Source organism: Klebsiella pneumoniae complex sp. WS1778 (assembly GCF_049472055.1).
Lineage (GTDB): Bacteria > Pseudomonadota > Gammaproteobacteria > Enterobacterales > Enterobacteriaceae > Klebsiella > Klebsiella quasipneumoniae.
In genome coordinates this window covers 1,197,374-1,215,950 of record NZ_JBKGTJ010000001.1, presented here as the reverse complement: position 1 = coordinate 1,215,950, position 18,577 = coordinate 1,197,374, and the positions used below count along the sequence as shown (strand labels likewise).

The 18,577-nt window shown below is 60.0% G+C and carries 18 protein-coding genes and 1 pseudogene; 13 read left to right on the top strand and 6 right to left on the bottom strand.

The genetic code is table 11. The features are described 5' to 3' along the window. Nucleotides 1–16 precede the first annotated feature (16 nt). Entirely contained in the window at nucleotides 17–1,126 is a 1,110-nt protein-coding gene (locus tag ACLEXF_RS06250; RefSeq protein ID WP_407259755.1) for an efflux RND transporter periplasmic adaptor subunit, read from the top strand. Further along, nucleotides 1,123–4,224, top strand: a complete 3,102-nt coding sequence (locus tag ACLEXF_RS06245; RefSeq protein WP_407259756.1) for an efflux RND transporter permease subunit — start codon at nucleotides 1,123–1,125, stop codon at nucleotides 4,222–4,224. Before ACLEXF_RS06250 ends, ACLEXF_RS06245 begins: the two co-directional genes overlap by 4 nt. A 55-nt stretch (nucleotides 4,225–4,279) precedes the next feature. On the opposite strand, the gene lldD is transcribed toward ACLEXF_RS06245, so the two are convergent. Together lldD and ACLEXF_RS06235 are read right to left on the bottom strand one after the other, a co-directional pair. Next, entirely contained in the window at nucleotides 4,280–5,464 is a 1,185-nt protein-coding gene (gene lldD / locus ACLEXF_RS06240; RefSeq protein ID WP_017900850.1) for an FMN-dependent L-lactate dehydrogenase LldD, read from the bottom strand. Nucleotides 5,465–5,752: 288 nt separating this feature from the next. Beyond that, nucleotides 5,753–5,845 (bottom strand): annotated as a pseudogene (locus tag ACLEXF_RS06235) (hypothetical protein); the annotation flags it as partial. On the opposite strand from ACLEXF_RS06235, the gene ACLEXF_RS06230 reads away from it, so the two are divergent. The 8 genes from ACLEXF_RS06230 to ldtE all read left to right on the top strand — a co-directional run bounded on the left by ACLEXF_RS06230 (nucleotide 5,844) and on the right by ldtE (nucleotide 13,132). Beyond that, nucleotides 5,844–6,041, top strand: a complete 198-nt coding sequence (locus ACLEXF_RS06230; RefSeq protein WP_004203090.1) for a hypothetical protein — start codon at nucleotides 5,844–5,846, stop codon at nucleotides 6,039–6,041. The pseudogene ACLEXF_RS06235 and the gene ACLEXF_RS06230 overlap by 2 nt on opposite strands. A 480-nt stretch (nucleotides 6,042–6,521) precedes the next feature. Next, on the top strand, nucleotides 6,522–6,899 hold the full coding sequence (sufA, locus tag ACLEXF_RS06225) for a Fe-S cluster assembly scaffold SufA (RefSeq protein ID WP_004203089.1): 378 nt from the start codon (nucleotides 6,522–6,524) through the stop codon (nucleotides 6,897–6,899). Nucleotides 6,900–6,901: 2 nt separating this feature from the next. Continuing rightward, complete coding sequence (gene sufB, locus ACLEXF_RS06220; RefSeq protein ID WP_002908877.1) at nucleotides 6,902–8,389, top strand: Fe-S cluster assembly protein SufB; 1,488 nt, start codon at nucleotides 6,902–6,904, stop codon at nucleotides 8,387–8,389. A 16-nt stretch (nucleotides 8,390–8,405) separates the two neighbouring features. Then, nucleotides 8,406–9,152, top strand: a complete 747-nt coding sequence (gene sufC / locus ACLEXF_RS06215) for a Fe-S cluster assembly ATPase SufC (RefSeq protein ID WP_004203085.1) — start codon at nucleotides 8,406–8,408, stop codon at nucleotides 9,150–9,152. Continuing rightward, a complete protein-coding gene (gene sufD, locus ACLEXF_RS06210) occupies nucleotides 9,127–10,401 on the top strand; it encodes a Fe-S cluster assembly protein SufD (protein WP_080841565.1) in 1,275 nt (424 codons plus the stop codon). The genes sufC and sufD overlap by 26 nt, the downstream gene beginning before the upstream one ends. After that, nucleotides 10,398–11,618 (top strand): cysteine desulfurase SufS, encoded by a 1,221-nt coding sequence (sufS, locus tag ACLEXF_RS06205; protein WP_032456245.1) that lies wholly within the window; start codon nucleotides 10,398–10,400, stop codon nucleotides 11,616–11,618. Before sufD ends, sufS begins: the two co-directional genes overlap by 4 nt. 11 nt (nucleotides 11,619–11,629) lie before the next feature. Next, a complete protein-coding gene (gene sufE, locus ACLEXF_RS06200) occupies nucleotides 11,630–12,046 on the top strand; it encodes a cysteine desulfuration protein SufE (protein ID WP_004203081.1) in 417 nt (138 codons plus the stop codon). 99 nt (nucleotides 12,047–12,145) lie between these two features. Continuing rightward, on the top strand, nucleotides 12,146–13,132 hold the full coding sequence (gene ldtE / locus ACLEXF_RS06195; protein WP_004203079.1) for a L,D-transpeptidase LdtE: 987 nt from the start codon (nucleotides 12,146–12,148) through the stop codon (nucleotides 13,130–13,132). Nucleotides 13,133–13,193: 61 nt separating this feature from the next. On the opposite strand, the gene ACLEXF_RS06190 is transcribed toward ldtE, so the two are convergent. The 3 genes from ACLEXF_RS06190 to ACLEXF_RS06180 all read right to left on the bottom strand — a co-directional run bounded on the left by ACLEXF_RS06190 (nucleotide 13,194) and on the right by ACLEXF_RS06180 (nucleotide 15,349). Then, nucleotides 13,194–13,430, bottom strand: a complete 237-nt coding sequence (locus ACLEXF_RS06190) for a major outer membrane lipoprotein (protein WP_002908860.1) — start codon at nucleotides 13,428–13,430, stop codon at nucleotides 13,194–13,196. Nucleotides 13,431–13,743: 313 nt separating this feature from the next. Continuing rightward, nucleotides 13,744–15,156, bottom strand: a complete 1,413-nt coding sequence (pykF, locus tag ACLEXF_RS06185) for a pyruvate kinase PykF (protein ID WP_004203076.1) — start codon at nucleotides 15,154–15,156, stop codon at nucleotides 13,744–13,746. Between the two features lie 7 nt (nucleotides 15,157–15,163). Next, nucleotides 15,164–15,349, bottom strand: a complete 186-nt coding sequence (locus ACLEXF_RS06180; RefSeq protein ID WP_418133804.1) for a hypothetical protein — start codon at nucleotides 15,347–15,349, stop codon at nucleotides 15,164–15,166. On the opposite strand from ACLEXF_RS06180, the gene ACLEXF_RS06175 reads away from it, so the two are divergent. Together ACLEXF_RS06175 and fumD are read left to right on the top strand one after the other, a co-directional pair. Then, entirely contained in the window at nucleotides 15,294–15,425 is a 132-nt protein-coding gene (locus ACLEXF_RS06175; protein ID WP_004217210.1) for a hypothetical protein, read from the top strand. The two genes, ACLEXF_RS06180 and ACLEXF_RS06175, sit on opposite strands and share 56 nt — an antisense overlap. 236 nt (nucleotides 15,426–15,661) lie before the next feature. Further along, a complete protein-coding gene (gene fumD, locus ACLEXF_RS06170; RefSeq protein WP_004203074.1) occupies nucleotides 15,662–15,874 on the top strand; it encodes a fumarate hydratase FumD in 213 nt (70 codons plus the stop codon). A 17-nt stretch (nucleotides 15,875–15,891) separates the two neighbouring features. On the opposite strand, the gene ACLEXF_RS06165 is transcribed toward fumD, so the two are convergent. Continuing rightward, nucleotides 15,892–16,530: a TetR/AcrR family transcriptional regulator gene (locus ACLEXF_RS06165; RefSeq protein ID WP_048324593.1), complete on the bottom strand. Its 639-nt coding sequence runs from the start codon at nucleotides 16,528–16,530 to the stop codon at nucleotides 15,892–15,894. Between the two features lie 126 nt (nucleotides 16,531–16,656). Between ACLEXF_RS06165 and ACLEXF_RS06160 the strand changes: the two genes are divergently transcribed. After that, nucleotides 16,657–18,510, top strand: a complete 1,854-nt coding sequence (locus ACLEXF_RS06160; RefSeq protein ID WP_017900844.1) for a bifunctional sugar phosphate isomerase/epimerase/4-hydroxyphenylpyruvate dioxygenase family protein — start codon at nucleotides 16,657–16,659, stop codon at nucleotides 18,508–18,510. The last annotated feature ends 67 nt before the right edge of the window (nucleotides 18,511–18,577 follow it).

The window sequence follows — 18,577 nt, the reverse complement described above, 5'->3', positions numbered from 1 at the left end:
TTCATTAAGGTGACCCATGCTCAGGCCCAACGCCGTCCATCTTGCCGTCTGCCTCCTGCCGCTGGCCCTCGCGGGCTGCGGCGAACCTGCCGATCATGACGATCCCCGCACCCGGCCGCCGCTGGTGCGGGTGGCGACCGTCGAGCGCGCGGAGGCCAGCTCGCGGGCCTTTACCGGCGTGGTGGTCGCTCGTACCCAAAGCGATCTCGGCTTCCGGGTATCGGGAAAAATCCTTGCCCGGCTGGTGGAGACCGGGCAGAGCGTCCGGCGCGGTCAACTGCTGCTGCGCCTGGATCCGGCTGATCTAACCTTGCAGGCGAAGTCCCAACAGCGGGCGGTCGACGCCGCGCGGGCGCGAGCCAAAAAGGCGGCCAACGATCTGGCCCGCTATCGCGGCCTGGTGGCCAGCGGCGCCGTCTCGGCGGCGGAGTTCGACCAGATCAACGCGACGGCAGAGGCGGCGAGAGCCGACCTCAGCGCGGCCCAGGCGCAGGCAAACGTGGCGCAAAACGCCACCAACTATGCCGGACTGCTGGCGGATGCCGACGGCGTGGTGGTGGAAACGCTCGCCGAGCCGGGACAGGTGGTCAGCGCCGGGCAGGTGGTGATCCGCCTGGCGCGGGCAGGGCAGCGCGAAGCGCGGGTGCAGCTTCCGGAGACGCTGCGCCCAGCGGTCGGCAGCGAGGCGCTGGCGACACGCTATGGCAGCGAATCTCAGCCGGTCACCGCGACCCTGCGGCTGCTTTCGGACGCGGCTGACGCCGCCACCCGCACCTTTGAAGCGCGCTATGTGCTGAACGGCGCGCTGGCGAATGCGCCGCTGGGGTCAACCGTGACCCTGCGTATCAGCAGCGACCAGGGGCCAGGCGAGGTGCTGGAGGTGCCCCTGGCGTCGGTCTACGATCCGGGCAACGGCCCTGGCGTCTGGCGCATTGCATCGCGCCCGGCCACCGTCTCCTGGCAACCGGTGACGGTGATCGGCCTGAATGATGAAACGGCGCGGGTGACCGGCCCGCTGAAGCCCGGGGAGCCCATCGTCGCCCTGGGGGCCCATCTGCTGCACCAGGGCGAGATGGTGCGGCTGGCGGAACGACGCGAGCATAATGCCGACGGGAGTCAGCCATGAGCGGCAGGCGTTTTAATCTCTCCGCGCTGGCCGTCCGCGAGAGGTCGGTAACCCTGTTTTTAATTATCCTTATCTCGGTCGCCGGGCTGGTGGCCTTCTTCGGGCTCGGGCGGGCGGAAGACCCGCCCTTTACGGTCAAGCAAATGACGGTCATCACCGTCTGGCCGGGTGCCACCGCGCAGGAGATGCAGGATCAGGTCGCCGAGCCGCTGGAAAAACGGCTCCAGGAGCTGAAGTGGTACGATCGCACCGAGACCTATACCCGTCCCGGGATGGCGTTAATCACCTTATCGCTGCAGGATCAGACGCCGCCTTCCGAGGTGCCGGAGCAGTTTTATCAGGCGCGCAAAAAGCTCGGGGATGAGGCGAATAACCTGCCTGCCGGCGTCTCCGGCCCGATGATGAATGACGAATTCGCCGATGTCACCTTTGCCCTCTTTGCCCTGAAAGCGCGGGGAGAGCCGCCGCGGCAGCTGGTGCGTGACGCCGAAGCCCTGCGCCAGCAGCTGCTGCATGTACCTGGGGTGAAAAAAGTGAATATTCTCGGCGAACAGGCGGAGCGCATTTATCTCTCCTTTTCTCATGACCGTCTCGCCACCCTGGGGCTCTCGCCGGAGGCGATTTTTGCCGCGCTGAACAATCAGAATGTGCTGACCGCCGCCGGGGCCATTGAGACCCGTGGCGGGCAGATCTTTATCCGCCTCGACGGGGCGTTCGACCGCCTGCAGCAGATCCGCGACACGCCGATTATTGCCGGGGGCAGAACGCTGAAACTCGCCGATGTCGCCACGGTTGAGCGGGGGTATGAAGATCCTGCTACCTTCCTGATCCGCAATCAGGGCGAACCGGCGCTGCTGCTGGGGGTGGTGATGCGCGAGGGCTGGAATGGTCTGGCGCTGGGGAAAGCGCTGGACGCCGAAACGGACAGCATCAATCAGAGCCTGCCGCTCGGCATGTCGTTGGCCAAAGTGACCGATCAGTCGGTGAATATCAGCGCGGCGGTCGATGAGTTCATGATCAAATTTTTTGTCGCTCTGTTGGTGGTGATGGCGGTGTGCTTTGTCAGCATGGGCTGGCGCGTGGGGGTGGTGGTCGCGGCGGCGGTGCCGCTCACCCTGGCCGTGGTGTTCGTGGTGATGGCCGCCACCGGTAAAAACTTTGACCGCATCACCCTCGGCTCGCTGATCCTCGCCCTGGGGCTGCTGGTGGATGATGCCATTATCGCCATTGAAATGATGGTGGTCAAAATGGAGGAGGGGTATGACCGCCTCAAAGCCTCCGCCTATGCCTGGAGCCACACCGCGGCGCCCATGCTGGCCGGCACCCTGGTGACGGCCGTGGGTTTTATGCCTAACGGGTTTGCGCAATCCACCGCCGGGGAGTATGCCAGCAACGTGTTCTGGATCGTCGGTATCGCGCTGATTGCCTCCTGGATCGTGGCGGTGATTTTTACCCCCTGGCTGGGCGTACACCTGTTACCGGAGAGGAAGTCCGCGGCGGCAGGCCACGCCGCGCTGTATGACACCCCGCGCTATCAGCGCTTCCGCCGGCTGCTGACCCGGGTTATCGCCGGCAAATGGCGCGTGGCCGCCGGGGTGGTGGTGCTGTTTATGGTGGCGTTACTGGGAATGAGCGTGGTGAAAAAGCAGTTTTTCCCCACCTCCGACCGCCCGGAAGTGCTGGTTGAGGTGCAGATGCCTTACGGGTCGTCGATTATCCAGACCAGCGCCGCGACGGCGAAAATTGAGCGCTGGCTGCAGCAGCAGCCGGAGGCGAAGATTGTCACCAGCTATATCGGCCAGGGCGCGCCGCGCTTTTACCTGGCGATGGCTCCGGAATTGCCCGATCCCTCATTTGCCAAGCTGGTGGTATTGACCGACGGTCCGGCCTCGCGCGAGGCGCTTAAGCTGCGGCTGCGGGAGGCGGTGGCCAATGGCCTTGCGCCGCAGGCGCGGGTGCGCGTCACGCAGTTGGTCTTTGGCCCTTATTCGCCTTATCCAGTCGCCTGGCGGGTGATGGGGCCCGATCCGCACACCCTGCGCGACATCGCCGATCGGGTGAAAGCGGTGCTGCAGGCCAGTCCGCTGATGCGCACCGTCAATAGCGACTGGGGATCGCGGGTACCGGTGATGCATTTCAGCCTCAATCAGGACCGGCTGCAGGCGAGTGGGCTCAGCTCCCAGGCCGTCGCCCAGCAGCTGCAGTTCCTGCTGTCAGGGATCCCCATTACCACCGTCCGGGAGGATATTCGCGCGGTGCAGGTCATCGGCCGCGCGGCGGGCGATATCCGTCTGGACCCGGCGAAAATCGCCGACTTCACTCTCGTAGGCAGCGGCGGGCAGCGGGTTCCTTTGTCGCAGATCGGTGAAGTCGACGTCAGGATGGAAGAACCCCTGCTCCGTCGTCGCGACCGCACGCCGACCATTACCGTCCGGGGAGATGTCGCGGATAACCTGCAGCCGCCGGATGTCTCCAGCGCGCTGATGAAGCCGCTGCAGCCAATTATCGACTCCCTGCCGCCTGGGTATCGCATCGAGACGGCGGGGTCGATCGAGGAGTCAGGCAAAGCCACCCGGGCAATGGTGCCGTTATTTCCGATCATGATCGCCCTCACGCTGCTGATCATTATCCTGCAGGTACGTTCCCTGTCGGCGATGGTCATGGTTTTCCTGACCGCGCCGCTGGGGCTGATTGGCGTGGTGCCGACGCTGCTGCTGTTCAATCAGCCGTTTGGCATCAATGCCCTTGTGGGCCTGATCGCCCTGTCAGGGATCCTGATGCGAAATACGCTGATCCTGATTGGTCAAATCCACCATAACCAGCAGGCGGGGCTCGATCCGTTCCACGCGGTGGTGGAGGCGACGGTGCAGCGAGCCCGTCCGGTTCTGCTGACCGCGCTGGCGGCGATCCTGGCGTTCATTCCGCTGACGCATTCGGTTTTCTGGGGGACGCTCGCCTATACGCTGATTGGCGGGACGCTGGGGGGAACCATCATGACCCTTATCTTCCTGCCGGCCATGTATGCGATCTGGTTCCGCATCCGCCCCGAGCGACCGGCTGACGCAGCGCAACGTCCGGCGCTGGACCCTCAGGGGTAATTCCCCCTTGCCGGACCGGGCCAGGGCACGCGGTCAGGCCCGGCCCCGGGCTGCGTCAGGCAGATAAGGATACCGGGACCGCACGGCTGCGCTGTTGATCTTTTTCCAGCCGGTCGAGGCAATCGAGGCTGATGGCGGAGGGCGAGGTGGCGCCGGTGAGGGTCATGGTGACCTTCATATCCTCGGCAAATAAGCGCAGCAGGTGTGCCACCCCCGCTTCGCCTGCGGCGGCGAGGGCATAAATATAGGCCCGACCAAGCAGGACTCCCTTCGCGCCGAGGGCCAGCAGGCGAATAACGTCCACGCCGGAGCGCACTCCGGAGTCGGCAAGGACCGTCAGATCGTCGCCGACCGCATCCGCCACCCGCGGCAGCGCCCGGGCGGTGGGGATGGCGCCATCGAGCTGTCTGCCGCCGTGATTGGAGACCACAATGCCATCGGCGCCCAGCCGCACGGCATTGCGCGCATCGTCGGCATCGAGGATCCCTTTGATGATCAGCTTTCCTGGCCAGCTGTCGCGGATCCACTCCAGATCGTGCCAGGCGATGGACGGGTCGAAGTTGTTGCTGATGAACCCCATATAGTCATCCATGGTCATTTTGTGGCCGGTATAGGCTTCGATGTTACCGAACGACAGGGGTCTGCCCGCCAGGCCGACGTTCATTGCCCAGCGCGGGTGGGTGCAGGCCTGAAGATACTGTCGCAAGGTGGCGTGCGGCCCGGACATCCCTGAACGGTTATCGCGATACCGTGAGCCGGGGATCGGCATATCGACAGTGAATACCAGGGTTTTCATGCCGGCAGCCCAGGCGCGTTCCAGGGCATTACGCATATAGCCGCGATCTTTCAGTACGTACAGCTGGGACCAGAGCGCGCCGCTGGCGTGGCTCGCCACCTCCTCAATGGAGCAGACCGACACGGTGGACAGAGTGTAAGGGATCCCGGCGCGGGAGGCGGCGCGGGCCGCCTGGACTTCGCCGCGGCGGGCGTACATTCCGGTGGCCCCGACCGGCCCCAGCGCCACGGGCATCGCCCATGGGGCATCAAGGATGGTGGTGGCCAGCGTCGGCTCACCCGCTCCGCACAGCACGCGCTGGCGAAGGGCTACCGAGGCGAGCTCGGCGGCATTAGCGTTCATGGTATTTTCCGCCACCGCGCCACCGTCAATATAGTCAAAAAGGAAACGTGGCAGACGGCGACGAGCGGCTTCGCGATAATCGCTGGGGGCTGAAACAATCATGATTATATCCTTATGTCTTTTAACCTAAGTGGATGTTCTGCAGGCAAAAAAACTATAGGCTTCTAAAAGGCGGTGGGGAAATGAAATATTAGCATCCAAGCCATTCCCTAACGGAATAAACTGGATTTGTCGCTTAAATGGTTATTTCTTTTTTTTGCCTTGGGCACGCGCGTTATTTTTATTTATTTCCGCGAAGCGTGAATTCGGGCCAAATAAAAGACCCGATGTGGTGCGACAGCGTTTTGCGCTATCGCCATAGCAAGGAAGCGTGGTCAGCTCGGCGCCTGCGTTTTCCGGGAGGTGTAAAGAAGATGATTTTGAAATTGAGCAGATGCTATCTTTTGCTAGCCTTTCTGAGGAGGACAGACGGAGCGACACCATGAAAGATAAAGATGAACAAACGGCATTGATTGGCATGGCTATCGGCGCGGCGGTCATTAGCTTAGTGGCGACCCAAAAGCAGATTAATCAGGGGAGTATCGTGGATGAGCTGGTGCGGCTGGGCAGACAGAAGGGGGATGGGGTGGAGGATGAAGTTTTTGTCCAGGCCGCCCGCCTGGTGAGAAAAGGAACTTAGCCAACCGTTAGCCTTCCTGGCTACCCGCTTTATCGCGGTTTATCTCCCCCCGATCGCGGCCACGTCCCCCGCCAGGCCGCGACCGCCCCTGCCGAAAGCGTTGCGCCTTGACGCTTTCTGCTTACGCTTTCTCATTCCGCAGGCCAGCGCCTGTTCAGCGCGCATGGCTGCTCAGTGACGCCGTCACTTTTTTGGTTTCTACGACAAGGTTAATCAGGAAGGTGGTCTGCTGCTATCGCATAAATCGGTATTTTCGATACATCTTTGCCATTGCGTGCGGTGATAGAACGATATCAGAATAAAATATTATAAATCATATGATTAGGTTCAACTTGCGCACCCTGATAATCCCCGGGCAAGGGTCTATGCTTATAAAAAGCGCTAATTGGGGCAATACCCCTGCTGGAGAAGGGTTGAAGTGATAATCATTATCACTAACATGGCGGTATGCCTTGATGGCGCCAACCTGGAGGTCTATCGATGGAAGTACAAGCAGGAACCTTTAATCCCGCCGATTTCAGCTGGCAGGGACTGACCATGACGCCGGCCGCTGCCGCGCATATTCGCGATCTGATGCGCAAGCAACCGGATAAAAAGGGGCTGCGGCTGGGTATTAAAACCAGCGGCTGCGCCGGTTTTGGCTATGTGCTCGAAATGATTGCCGAGCCGGCGCCCGACGATCTGCTCTTTGAATCTGAAGGGGCGAAGCTGTACGCGCCGCTGCAGGCGATGCCGTTCATTGACGGTACGGAGCTGGATTACGTCCGGGAAGGATTAAATGAAATCTTTAAATTTCATAACCCGAAAGCGCAGCACGAATGCGGCTGCGGCGAAAGTTTTGGGGTGCAGGCGGAGTAACTATGTCGCGTAATACTGAAGCAACAGACGATGTCAAAACCTGGACCGGCGGCCCGCTCAATTATAAAGAGGGCTTTTTCACTCGCCTGCAGACCGATGAGCTGGCCAAAGGCATTAATGAAGAAGTGGTTCGCGCCATCTCCGCCCGCCGCAATGAGCCGCAGTGGATGCTGGAGTTCCGGCTCAATGCCTACCGGGCGTGGCTGGAGATGGAAGAGCCGCACTGGCTGAAGGCGCATTACGATAAGCTGAATTATCAGGATTACAGCTACTATTCCGCCCCCTCCTGCGGCAACTGCGATGAGACCTGCGCCTCCGAGCCCGGCGCGGTGCAGCAGACCGGGGCCAACACCTTTCTGACCAGCGAGGTGGAAGAAGCCTTTAACCAGCTGGGCGTACCGGTGCGCGAAGGGCGCGAGGTGGCGGTGGACGCGATATTCGACTCGGTGTCGGTGGCGACCACCTACCGTGAAAAGCTGGCGGAGCAGGGGATCATCTTCTGCTCTTTCGGCGAGGCGATCCACGATCATCCGGAACTGGTGAAAAAGTATCTGGGTACCGTGGTGCCGGGCAATGACAACTTCTTTGCCGCGCTGAACGCCGCGGTGGCTTCGGATGGCACCTTTATCTATGTGCCGAAGGGCGTCCGCTGTCCGATGGAGCTATCGACCTATTTCCGCATCAACGCCGAAAAGACCGGCCAGTTTGAACGTACCATTCTGGTGGCCGATGAAGGCAGCTACGTCAGCTACATCGAGGGCTGCTCGGCGCCAGTGCGCGACAGCTATCAACTGCACGCCGCGGTGGTGGAGGTCATCATCCATAAAGACGCGGAAGTGAAATACTCCACGGTGCAGAACTGGTTCCCGGGGGACAACAACACCGGAGGGATCCTCAACTTTGTCACCAAGCGCGCCCTGTGCGAAGGGGAGAACAGCAAAATGTCATGGACCCAGTCGGAAACCGGCTCGGCCATCACCTGGAAATACCCCAGCTGCATCCTGCGCGGCGATAACTCGATCGGCGAATTCTTTTCGGTGGCGCTGACCAGCGGCCATCAGCAGGCGGACACCGGCACGAAAATGATCCATATCGGCAAGAACACCCGCTCGACCATCATCTCGAAAGGGATCTCCGCCGGACACAGCCAGAATAGCTATCGCGGGCTGGTCAAAATCATGCCGACCGCCACGAATGCCCGCAACTATACCCAGTGCGATTCAATGCTGATCGGCCCGGACTGTGGGGCGCATACCTTCCCCTATGTCGAATGTCGCAACAACAGCGCTCAGCTGGAACACGAAGCGACCACCTCGCGGATCGGTGAGGACCAGCTGTTCTACTGCCTGCAGCGCGGGATCAGCGAAGACGATGCCATCTCGATGATCGTCAACGGCTTCTGTAAAGACGTCTTCTCCGAACTGCCGCTGGAGTTCGCCGTAGAGGCGCAAAAATTGCTGGCCATTAGCCTTGAGCATAGCGTCGGCTGATAATTAAGGAAAAAAGATGTTAAGTATTCAAGATTTACATGTCGCCGTCGAAGATAAAGCGATCCTGCGCGGGCTGAACCTTGAGGTGCGTCCGGGGGAGGTCCACGCCATTATGGGGCCAAACGGCTCGGGGAAAAGTACGCTTTCGGCCACTCTGGCCGGGCGCGAAGATTACGAGGTCACCGGCGGCAGCGTCGAATTTAAGGGCAAAAACCTGCTGGAGCTCGCCCCGGAAGATCGCGCCGGGGAAGGCATCTTTATGGCCTTCCAGTATCCGGTGGAGATCCCCGGCGTCAGCAACCAGTTCTTCCTGCAGACTGCGCTGAATGCCGTACGGAGCTATCGCGGCCAGGAGCCGCTGGATCGCTTCGATTTCCAGGACCTGATGGAAGAGAAAATTAAGCTGCTGCAGATGCCGGAAGATCTGCTGACCCGTTCGGTGAACGTGGGTTTCTCCGGTGGCGAGAAAAAGCGCAACGACATTCTGCAGATGGCGGTGCTTGAGCCGGAGCTGTGCATTCTCGATGAATCGGATTCCGGGCTGGACATCGATGCTCTGAAAATCGTCTCCCAGGGCGTGAACGCGCTGCGCGACGGCAAACGCGCCTTCATCATCGTCACCCACTATCAGCGCATCCTTGACTATATCAAGCCGGACTATGTCCATGTGCTCTATCAGGGGCGGATTGTGAAGTCGGGGGATTTCACCCTCGTCAAACAGCTGGAGGAGCAGGGCTATGGCTGGCTTACCGAACAGCAGTAACGCGCTGCAGCAGTGGCACCATCTGTTTGAAGCGCAGGCCGACCAGCGTACGCCGGAGGCCAGCCAGCATCTGCAGCAGCTGTTGCGCCTGGGGCTGCCGACGCGCAAGCAGGAGGACTGGAAATACACCCCGCTGGACGCGCTACTTAACGGCCGCTTCGTCGCCGAGGAGGGGGCGTCGCTCAGCGCTGAACAGCGTGACGCGCTGGCGCTGCCGCTGGACGCCTGGCGTCTGGTGTTTATCGACGGCCGCTATCATCCTGAGCTGAGCGACGATCTCGCCGCCAGCGGCGTGGAGGTTAGCGTTGATAACCAGCGCCAGCATCTGCCGGATGCCCTGCAGCCGGAAGTGTTTCTCCATCTGACCGAAAGCCTGGCGCAGTCGGTGACCCGCCTTCGCGTGCCGCGCAACCGTCGCCTGGATAAGCCGCTGCTGCTGATGCATATCACCCGCGGCCTGGCCGGCGATGCGCTGAATACCGCCCACTATCGTCACCATCTGACGCTGGAGAGCGGGGCGGAGGCGACGATTGTCGAGCATTACCTCAGTTTCGATGAGCAACCGCACTTCACCGGCGGGCGGCTGACCATGACGGTGGCGGACAACGCACGCCTGCAGCACATCAAGCTGGCGTTCGAGAACGCGCATAGCTACCACTTCGCCCATAACGACCTGCAGCTGGGCCGCGACGCCTCGGCCTTCAGCAGCAGTTTCCTGCTCGGCGACCAGGTGCTGCGTCACCACACCAGCACGCGTCTGGGCGGCGAAAATAGCGACCTGCGCCTTAATTCGCTGGCGATGCCGGTAAAAAATGAGGTCTGCGACAGCCGCACCTGGCTGGATCACCAGGTGGGGTACTGCACCAGCCGCCAGCTGCACAAAACCATCGTCAGCGATAAGGGCCGGGCGGTGTTTAACGGGCTGATCAACGTCGCGCCGCACGCGCTGAAAACCGACGGCCAGATGACCAACAACAATCTGCTGCTCGGGCGGCTGGCGGAAGTCGACACCAAACCGCAGCTGGAGATTTACGCCGATGACGTGAAATGCAGCCACGGGGCGACGGTCGGGCGCATAGACGAAGAACAGCTGTTCTATCTGCGCTCGCGCGGGATTGAACAGCAGGCGGCGCAGCAGATGATCCTCTACGCCTTCGCCGCCGAGCTTACCGAAGCTATCCGCAGCGACGCGCTCAGAGAGCAGGTGCTGGCGCGAATTGGAGAGCGTTTGCCGGGAGGCACAGCATGACATTTTCAGTAGAACGGGTTCGCGCCGATTTTCCGGTACTGAGCCGGGAGGTCAACGGCCAGCCGCTGGTCTATCTTGACAGCGCCGCCAGCGCCCAAAAACCGGAGGCGGTGATCGGCGCCGAAGCGGAATTCTATCGTCACGGCTACGCGGCGGTGCATCGTGGGATCCATACCCTCAGCGCGGAAGCCACCGCGCGGATGGAAGCGGTGCGCCAGCAGGCGGCCACTTTCCTTAACGCCGGATCGGCGGAGGAGCTGGTATTCGTGCGCGGCACCACCGAGGGCATCAACCTGGTGGCCAACAGCTGGGGAAATGCCAACGTCGGCGCTGGGGATAACATCATCATCAGCGAGATGGAGCACCACGCCAACATCGTACCGTGGCAGATGCTCTGCGCCAGGGTGGGGGCTGAGCTGCGGGTGATTCCCCTCAACCCGGACGGCACCCTGCAGCTGGACGTGGTTCCCGGGCTGTTTGACCAGCGTACCCGCTTGCTGGCGATCACCGAAGTCTCCAACGTGCTGGGCACCGAAAACCCGCTGTCGGCGCTGATTGCCCTTGCGCATCAGCATGGCGCGAAAGTACTGGTGGACGGCGCTCAGGCGGTGATGCACCACCCGGTGGACGTTCAGGCGCTGGGTTGTGATTTTTATGTCTTCTCCGCCCACAAATTGTATGGTCCGACCGGGATCGGCGTGCTCTACGCCCGGGCCGAGCTGCTGCAGACCATGGCGCCTTGGGAAGGGGGCGGGTCGATGATCGCCACCGTCAGCCTGACGGAGGGCACCACCTGGAACCAGGCGCCGTGGCGCTTTGAGGCCGGCACGCCGAATACCGGCGGGATCATTGGCCTCGGCGCCGCGCTGAGCTACGTCAGCCAACTGGGACTGACGCAGATCGCCGAATACGAACAGACGCTGATGCGCTACGCGCTGGAGGCCCTGCGCGCGGTGCCGGACCTGATCCTCTACGGTCCGGCGCAGCGCAAAGGGGTGATTGCCTTTAACCTCGGCCAGCATCACGCCTATGACGTCGGCAGCTTCCTCGATAACTACGGGATCGCCGTGCGGACCGGGCACCACTGCGCCATGCCGTTGATGGCCCGCTATCAGGTACCGGCCATGTGTCGGGCGTCGCTGGCCATGTACAATACCACGGAAGAGGTGGACCGCCTGGTGGCCGGCCTCCAGCGGATCCACAAACTATTAGGGTAAAGGACGTGACGATGACGGCATTACCGGACAAAGATAAACTGTTGCGCAATTTTAGCCGTTGCGCCAACTGGGAAGAGAAGTATCTCTATATCATTGAGCTGGGCCAGCGGCTGGCGCCGCTGAGCGACGCGGAGCACAGCCCGCAGAATATTATTCAGGGCTGTCAAAGCCAGGTATGGATCGTGATGGCGCAGGATCCTTCCGGCGTTGTCACCCTGCGCGGCGACAGCGATGCGGCGATTGTCAAAGGGCTGATTGCGGTGGTGTTTATTCTTTATGACCGGATGACCGCCCAGGACATCGTCGAGTTCGACGTCCGCCCGTGGTTTGAAAAAATGGCTCTCACCCAGCATCTTACCCCCTCCCGCTCGCAGGGCCTCGAAGCCATGATCCGCGCGATACGCGCGAAAGCCGCAAATATTAGCTAGAATAAACAGGTAGATTTCATTCTGTTACGTCCGGCAGGGCGCTGACCCTGCCGCCGTTCAGTCTCCTGGCGTTTTATCAGCGAAAGAAGGAATCTCAGTATGAAACGCAAAACGATGATCACCTTAGCCCTTCTCAGCGCCCTTGGCGCTTCCCCGGCCGCCTGGGCCGTCGACTACCCGCTGCCTCCGGCTAACAGCCGGCTGATTGGCCAGAACCAGTACTGGACGGTTCAGGAGAGCGATCGCAACCTGCAGGCGATTGCCCGCCATTTCGATACCGCGGCGATGCTGATCCTCGAAGCCAACGATACCATTGCGCCGGTGCAGCCGAAGCCCGGGACCCAGGTGCTGATCCCTTCGCAGATGCTGCTGCCTGACGCGCCGCGGGAGGGGATTGTCGTCAACCTCGCGGAGCTGCGGCTGTACTACTTCCCGCCGGGAGAGAATCAGGTCCAGGTTTATCCCCTGGGCATCGGCCAGTTAGGACTGGAAACCCCGGAGATGACCACCCGCGTCGGGCAGAAGATCCCTAACCCGACCTGGACACCCACCGCCGGCATCCGTGCGCGCTCGCTGGAGAAAGGGGTGACGCTGCCGGCGGTGGTGCCGGCCGGGCCGAATAACCCGCTGGGTCGCTATGCGCTGCGTCTGGCCTACGGTAACGGCGAATATCTCATCCACGGGACTAACGCCCCGGACAGCGTTGGGCTGCGCGTCAGCTCGGGCTGTATGCGGATGAACGCTGATGACATCAAGGCGCTGTTCAGTCAGGTGAAAACCGGGACGCCAGTGCGGATCATCAATCAGCCGGTGAAGTTTGCCGTCGAACCGGATGGTAAACGCTACGTAGAGGTCCACAGGCCGCTGTCGCAGACGGAAGGGGAAAACACCCGGACCATCGCTTACACGCTGCCAGCGGCGTTTCACGCCTTCGCAGAGGATAAAGCGGTGGATGACCAGCAGTTGAAAAAAGCGATGTCGAGAAGGGCGGGCTATCCGGTGGTGGTATCGACGGGGGCGGGGAGCGCGGCGACGTCGCTGTCGGCGCAGAACAGTTCGTCTGATAACGGCCTGCTCACCCAGTAGCCCTCAGCGCGAGGGCAAAAAAAATGGCGCACTGAGTGCGCCATTTTTATTACCAGAACTCTTACTTACGGTAAGAGTGAGCCTGGTTGTCCAGACGCTGGTTAGCGCGAGCTGCGTCGTCTTTAGCAGCCTGAACGTCGGAACGCATTGCGTTCACGTCGTTGCTCAGCTGGTCAACTTTAGCGTTCAGAGTCTGAACGTCAGAAGACAGCTGATCGATTTTAGCATTGCTGGAGCAACCAGCCAGCAGAGTAGAACCCAGGATTACCGCGCCCAGTACCAGTTTAGTACGATTCATTATTAATACCCTCTAGATTGAGTTAATCTCCATGTAGCGTTACAAGTATTACACAAACTTTTTTGGGATGAGAATATTTTTTTTACCTGAACGCACTTATTTTTGATCGTTCGCTCAAAGAAGCATCGAATTGGTCAAAATCGCTGAAAAAGGCGAGTGAAAACAGCGCGCTTCCATCGGATTCATCTTAGATAATCTCTTATTAAATAGTAAATTCCGATTTGCATTTTTAATAGGAAGAGCTAGCCGATGAATAAAAAAAAAGCGCCCCGAGAGGCGCTTTATTAAAAAAAACCAATTAACCTGTAAATTATTACAGCACGTGCACGGAAGCGGTATTAGTGGTGCCGCTCGGGACTAATGCGCCAGAGACCATCACCACCACGTCGCCTTTGCGCGCGAGGCCGCTCTTCAGCGCCAGATCTTTGCCCAGGTGATAGAAGTCATCAGTAGAGGCAATCTCTGTCACCAGCTGCGGCACAACGCCTTTGCTCAGCACCAGCTGGCGAGCGGTGGTTTCGTTGGTGGTCAGCGCCAGGATGGTGGCATCCGGGAAATATTTGCGCACAGCGCGTGCGGATTTACCGCCCTGGGTGGCGACGACGATCAGCGGCGCTTCCAGTTTCTCAGCGGTTTCTACCGCGCCGCGGCACACCGCTTCGGTGATGCGAAGTTTACGGTTGTCGTTGTTGAAATCCAGACGGCTGGTCATGACGCGGTCGGTACGTTCGCAGATAGTCGCCATGATGGTGACCGCTTCCAGCGGGTATTTACCTTTCGCGGATTCGCCGGACAGCATCACCGCATCGGTGCCGTCGAGGATGGCGTTGGCCACATCGCCGGCTTCAGCGCGGGTCGGACGCGGGTTCTTGATCATGGAGTCCAGCATCTGGGTGGCGGTGATAACCACTTTGCGCGCGCGGATACATTTTTCGATGATCATTTTCTGCGCGAAGATAACTTCTTCAACCGGGATCTCAACGCCCATGTCGCCACGAGCAACCATGATGCCGTCAGAGGCTTCGAGGATTTCGTCGAAGTTGTTCAGGCCTTCCTGGTTTTCGATTTTGGAGATGATCTGGATGTTTTCGCCTCCGTGGGCTTTCAGGTGCTCACGGATCTCGACGACGTCGGAACGCTTACGGATGAAGGAGGCCGCGACGAAGTCCACGCCCTGTTCGCAACCGAAGATCAGATCCTGTTTGTCTTTTTCCGCCAGCGCCGGCAGGGCGATGGAGACGCCCGGCAGGTTCACGCCTTTGTTCTCGCCAAGGTCGCCGTTGTTCAGCACTTTACAGATAACTTTGTTGCCTTCGATAGCGGTCACTTCCATGCCGATCAGGCCATCGTCCACCAGAACGGTGTTGCCGACGCTCAGGTCAGAGGTGAAGCCTTCATAGGTTACCGCTACGATTTCGCTGTTGCCGATAACGGATTTATCGGTGGTGAAGGTGAAAGTCTGGCCCGCTTTCAGGGAGACGTCGTTGCCGCCTTCCAGCTTGATGGTACGAATTTCCGGTCCTTTGGTGTCCAGCAGAATAGCGGCTTTCTTACCGGTTTTGCTCATCACATTGCGCAGGTTCTGGATGCGCTGACCGTGTTCCGCATAGTCACCGTGAGAGAAGTTCAGACGCATCACGTTCATGCCGGCTTCCAGCATTTTGGTCAGCATCTCTTCAGATTCGGTTTTCGGACCGATGGTGCAAACAATTTTGGTCTTTTTCATGACAGTTTTAGTCTTTAAGTTGTGAAGGATATGGAATTCTCGCTCCGCGGGCGCACTGCCGGGGAGCCAAACCTGTATTACGAAAGTTGCTAAGCCACGCCCTAAGGATAGGTGACAACCCTGAAGCGTGCAGAAGAATGTGTGCTGGCGGTTCAGCCCATGAAATGTGGCAAGGTGTTATGCGTTTTATCATGCAGTCCAATGCGCTGAAACCATTCAAGAAAGAATCGAAGCGCATTATACGCTGCCGAAATCAAAAAGGAAAATAAAAACCTCGTTTCAAATTATGGACAAAACGCGTAACAAAACCGGCACGTTATGCATATAACTACGCAACACAATATTTCATCAGGCGGCATGAAAAGGGGCGTAAGAAAGGGATTTTACTGACATCATGAGGCGCTAAAATACCCCATTGAGCCGTTAACGGTGGGATGATTTGCGTTGCCGGAAAAATCTATCAATAATGATTTGATTGATAATGAGAAAATGCGAGCCAGACTCAATGGGAAATAAAGCGAAAGACGACGAGCTGTACCAGGAAATGTGCCGCGTGGTGGGCAAAGTGGTGCTGGAGATGCGTGACCTTGGTCAGGAGCCGAAACACATTGTCATCGCCGGCGTGTTGCGCACCTCGCTGGCGAACAGCAAAATCCAGCGTTCACCGCTCACCGAGGAGGCGATGGCGAAGGTCATTCACGCCCTCTCCGGACACTGACGCCTTTCGCCGGCGGGTCAGGAAATCACAAAGCGGACCACCGCCCGGACGGCAATGTCGCAGTGGTGGGCCACCATCGCTTCATCGTCAATGGCGGGCAGCGGATCGTCAAGGTACAGACTGCTGAAGGTGTAGAAATTCGACACCTGATAAAAGCTGAAGCTGCTGATCAACCGGTGGACATCGCGCGCTTCCAGCCCCGCCTGAAAGACGCCCTGCTGTTGGCCGCGTTGCAAAATGTCTTCCAGAATCGACAGGGCGGTTCGATTCAGCGGCTTCAGATCCCCTGAGGCCTTCAGCCACTTGCCGCGCTGCATGTTCTCCATGCAAATCACCCGCATATAGTCCGCATGGGTGGCGTGATAGCGCACGCTCCAGCGCACCAGCCGCACCAGCGCCTCTACCGGCGGCACATTCTCCAGCCCCAACTGCTGCTCGGTTTCGCGGATCCGCGCATACACATGCTGCAGCACCTCCTGATAGAGCTGCTCTTTGCTTTTGAAGTAGTAGACCACCATGCGCTTGGTGGTCTGCGCCTCGGTGGCGATCTGCTCCATGCGGGCGCCTGACAGCCCGTGTTCGGCAAAGACGGCGATAGCGGCGCTGAAGATCCGCTCCTTCAGAGATTGTGCTTCATCATGAGCAACGACGGTCATGGCAACTCCTTTTTCTTGGGTGACAAAAAATACACATAATGATCACAATTTAGCAACCTGGTATGGCGCAAATGAACCAAATGATACATATTCAAGACTCACGTCAGCTATTGACCCGAGGACCTTATGCTGCGCTCTATCGCCACCGTTTCGATTTCCGGCACCCTGCCAGAGAAGCTGCACGCTATTGCGGCGGCGGGCTATCAGGGTGTGGAAATTTTCGAGAACGATCTGCTCTATTATACGGGGACGCCGGCGGAAATCCGCCAGCTGGCCGCCGATTTAGGGTTAAAAATCACGCTTTTTCAACCCTTTCGCGATTTTGAAGGCGCCAGCCGGGCGCAGTTTGCGGCCAATATGACCCGCGCCAGACGCAAATTTGCGCTGATGCGCGAGCTGGGCTGCGACACGCTGCTGTTGTGCAGCAATGTGCAGCCGGACTGCTCGGCGGATAGCGAACTGCAGGTGGCGGACCTGCGGGCGCTGGCCACGTTGGCGGAAGAGGAGGGGATCGTAATCGGCTATGAGGCGCTGGCCTGGGGAACCCATGTGAACCGCTGGCATCAGGCCTGGGAGCGGGTGCAGCAGGTGGACAGCCCGGCGCTGGGCCTGGTGCTCGACAGCTTCCATATCCTGGCCCGGGGCGACACCCTCGACGCGCTGCCATCGGTGCCGGTGGAGAAAATCACCTTCGTTCAGCTCGCCGATGCGCCGTATATGAAAATGGATCTCCTGGAGTGGAGTCGCCATTTCCGCTGCTTCCCCGGGCAGGGGGAGCTGCCGCTGGAGGCGTTTGCCGAGCAGATCACCCGCTGCGGCTATCGCGGTCCCTGGTCGCTGGAGATCTTTAATGACGGTTTTCGCGCCTCGCCAAACGGCGCGACGGCCAAAGATGGTTATCGTTCGCTGCTGTGGCTGGAGGAGCAGACTCGACGCCGGCTCCCGGCGTGCGATGCCGATCTGTTTTCACCGCCGCCGTTGCCGAACTATCACGGGCTGGAGTTTATTGAATTCGCCGCCAGCGTCGCCGAGGCGCAGCGCCTGGGGCAGCATCTGCAGGCTTTGGGTTTTCAGCACGAGGGAAGCCACCGCTCCAAACAGGTCACGCTGTGGCGCAACGGCGGGGCGCGGATCGTGATTAACCATCAGCCCCACAGCTGGGCCGATCACTTTTATCAACGCCATGGGGTATCGCTCTGTGCGATGGCGCTGCGGGTCGACAGCAGTGCGCCGATTGTCGCTCGCGCCCGCGCGCTGGGGTATGCCACCTGGCAGGGCGACGCCGGGCCGAACGAGACGCCTATCCCGGCGATCTGCGCCCCTGACGGCAGCCTGGTCTATCTGATCGACGCCGGAGAGGCGATCTACGAGCGCGATTTTCTCCTGCGCGACGGTTTGACGGTGCGCGAAGATTACCTCGGTATCGACCATCTGGCGCTGGGCATGGAGGCAGACAGCCGCGACAACTGGGTGATGTTCTTCCGCACGGTGTTTGGCTTTACCCTTGAACATGAGCAGACGCTGCCGGACCCCTATGGACTGGTGCGCAGTCTGGCGGTGCGCAGCCCGCAGGGCGATATCCGCCTGGCGCTGAATATCTCCCAGAGCCGGGCGACGCAGATCGCCCGATCGGTCGCCTGCTACCAGGGGGCGGGGCTGCAGCATGCCGCCTTTGCCTGCCGCGATCTGCCGGCCACCTGCGACCAGCTCGCCGCGGTTGCCGGCCATGCGCTGCCGATCCCGGCCAATTACTATGACGATCTGCTGGCGCGTTTTGGCGGCGAGTTGGACGTCGGGCAGCTCCAGCGGCGGCAGCTTCTCTACGACCGCGATCCGCAGGGCGGGGCGTTCCTGCACCTGTATACCCGGCCCTTCACCGCCGGGCGCTTCTTCTTTGAATTAACCGAACGACGGGCAGGCTACGCGCTCTATGGCGCGGCGAATGCGGCCGTCCGCCTGGCGGCGATGCAGTATTGTTAGCCTGAATCAAATGGTTCATTATGCCTGAAACACAATAACAACACCCTCTGTACCCGAGACAGGAACT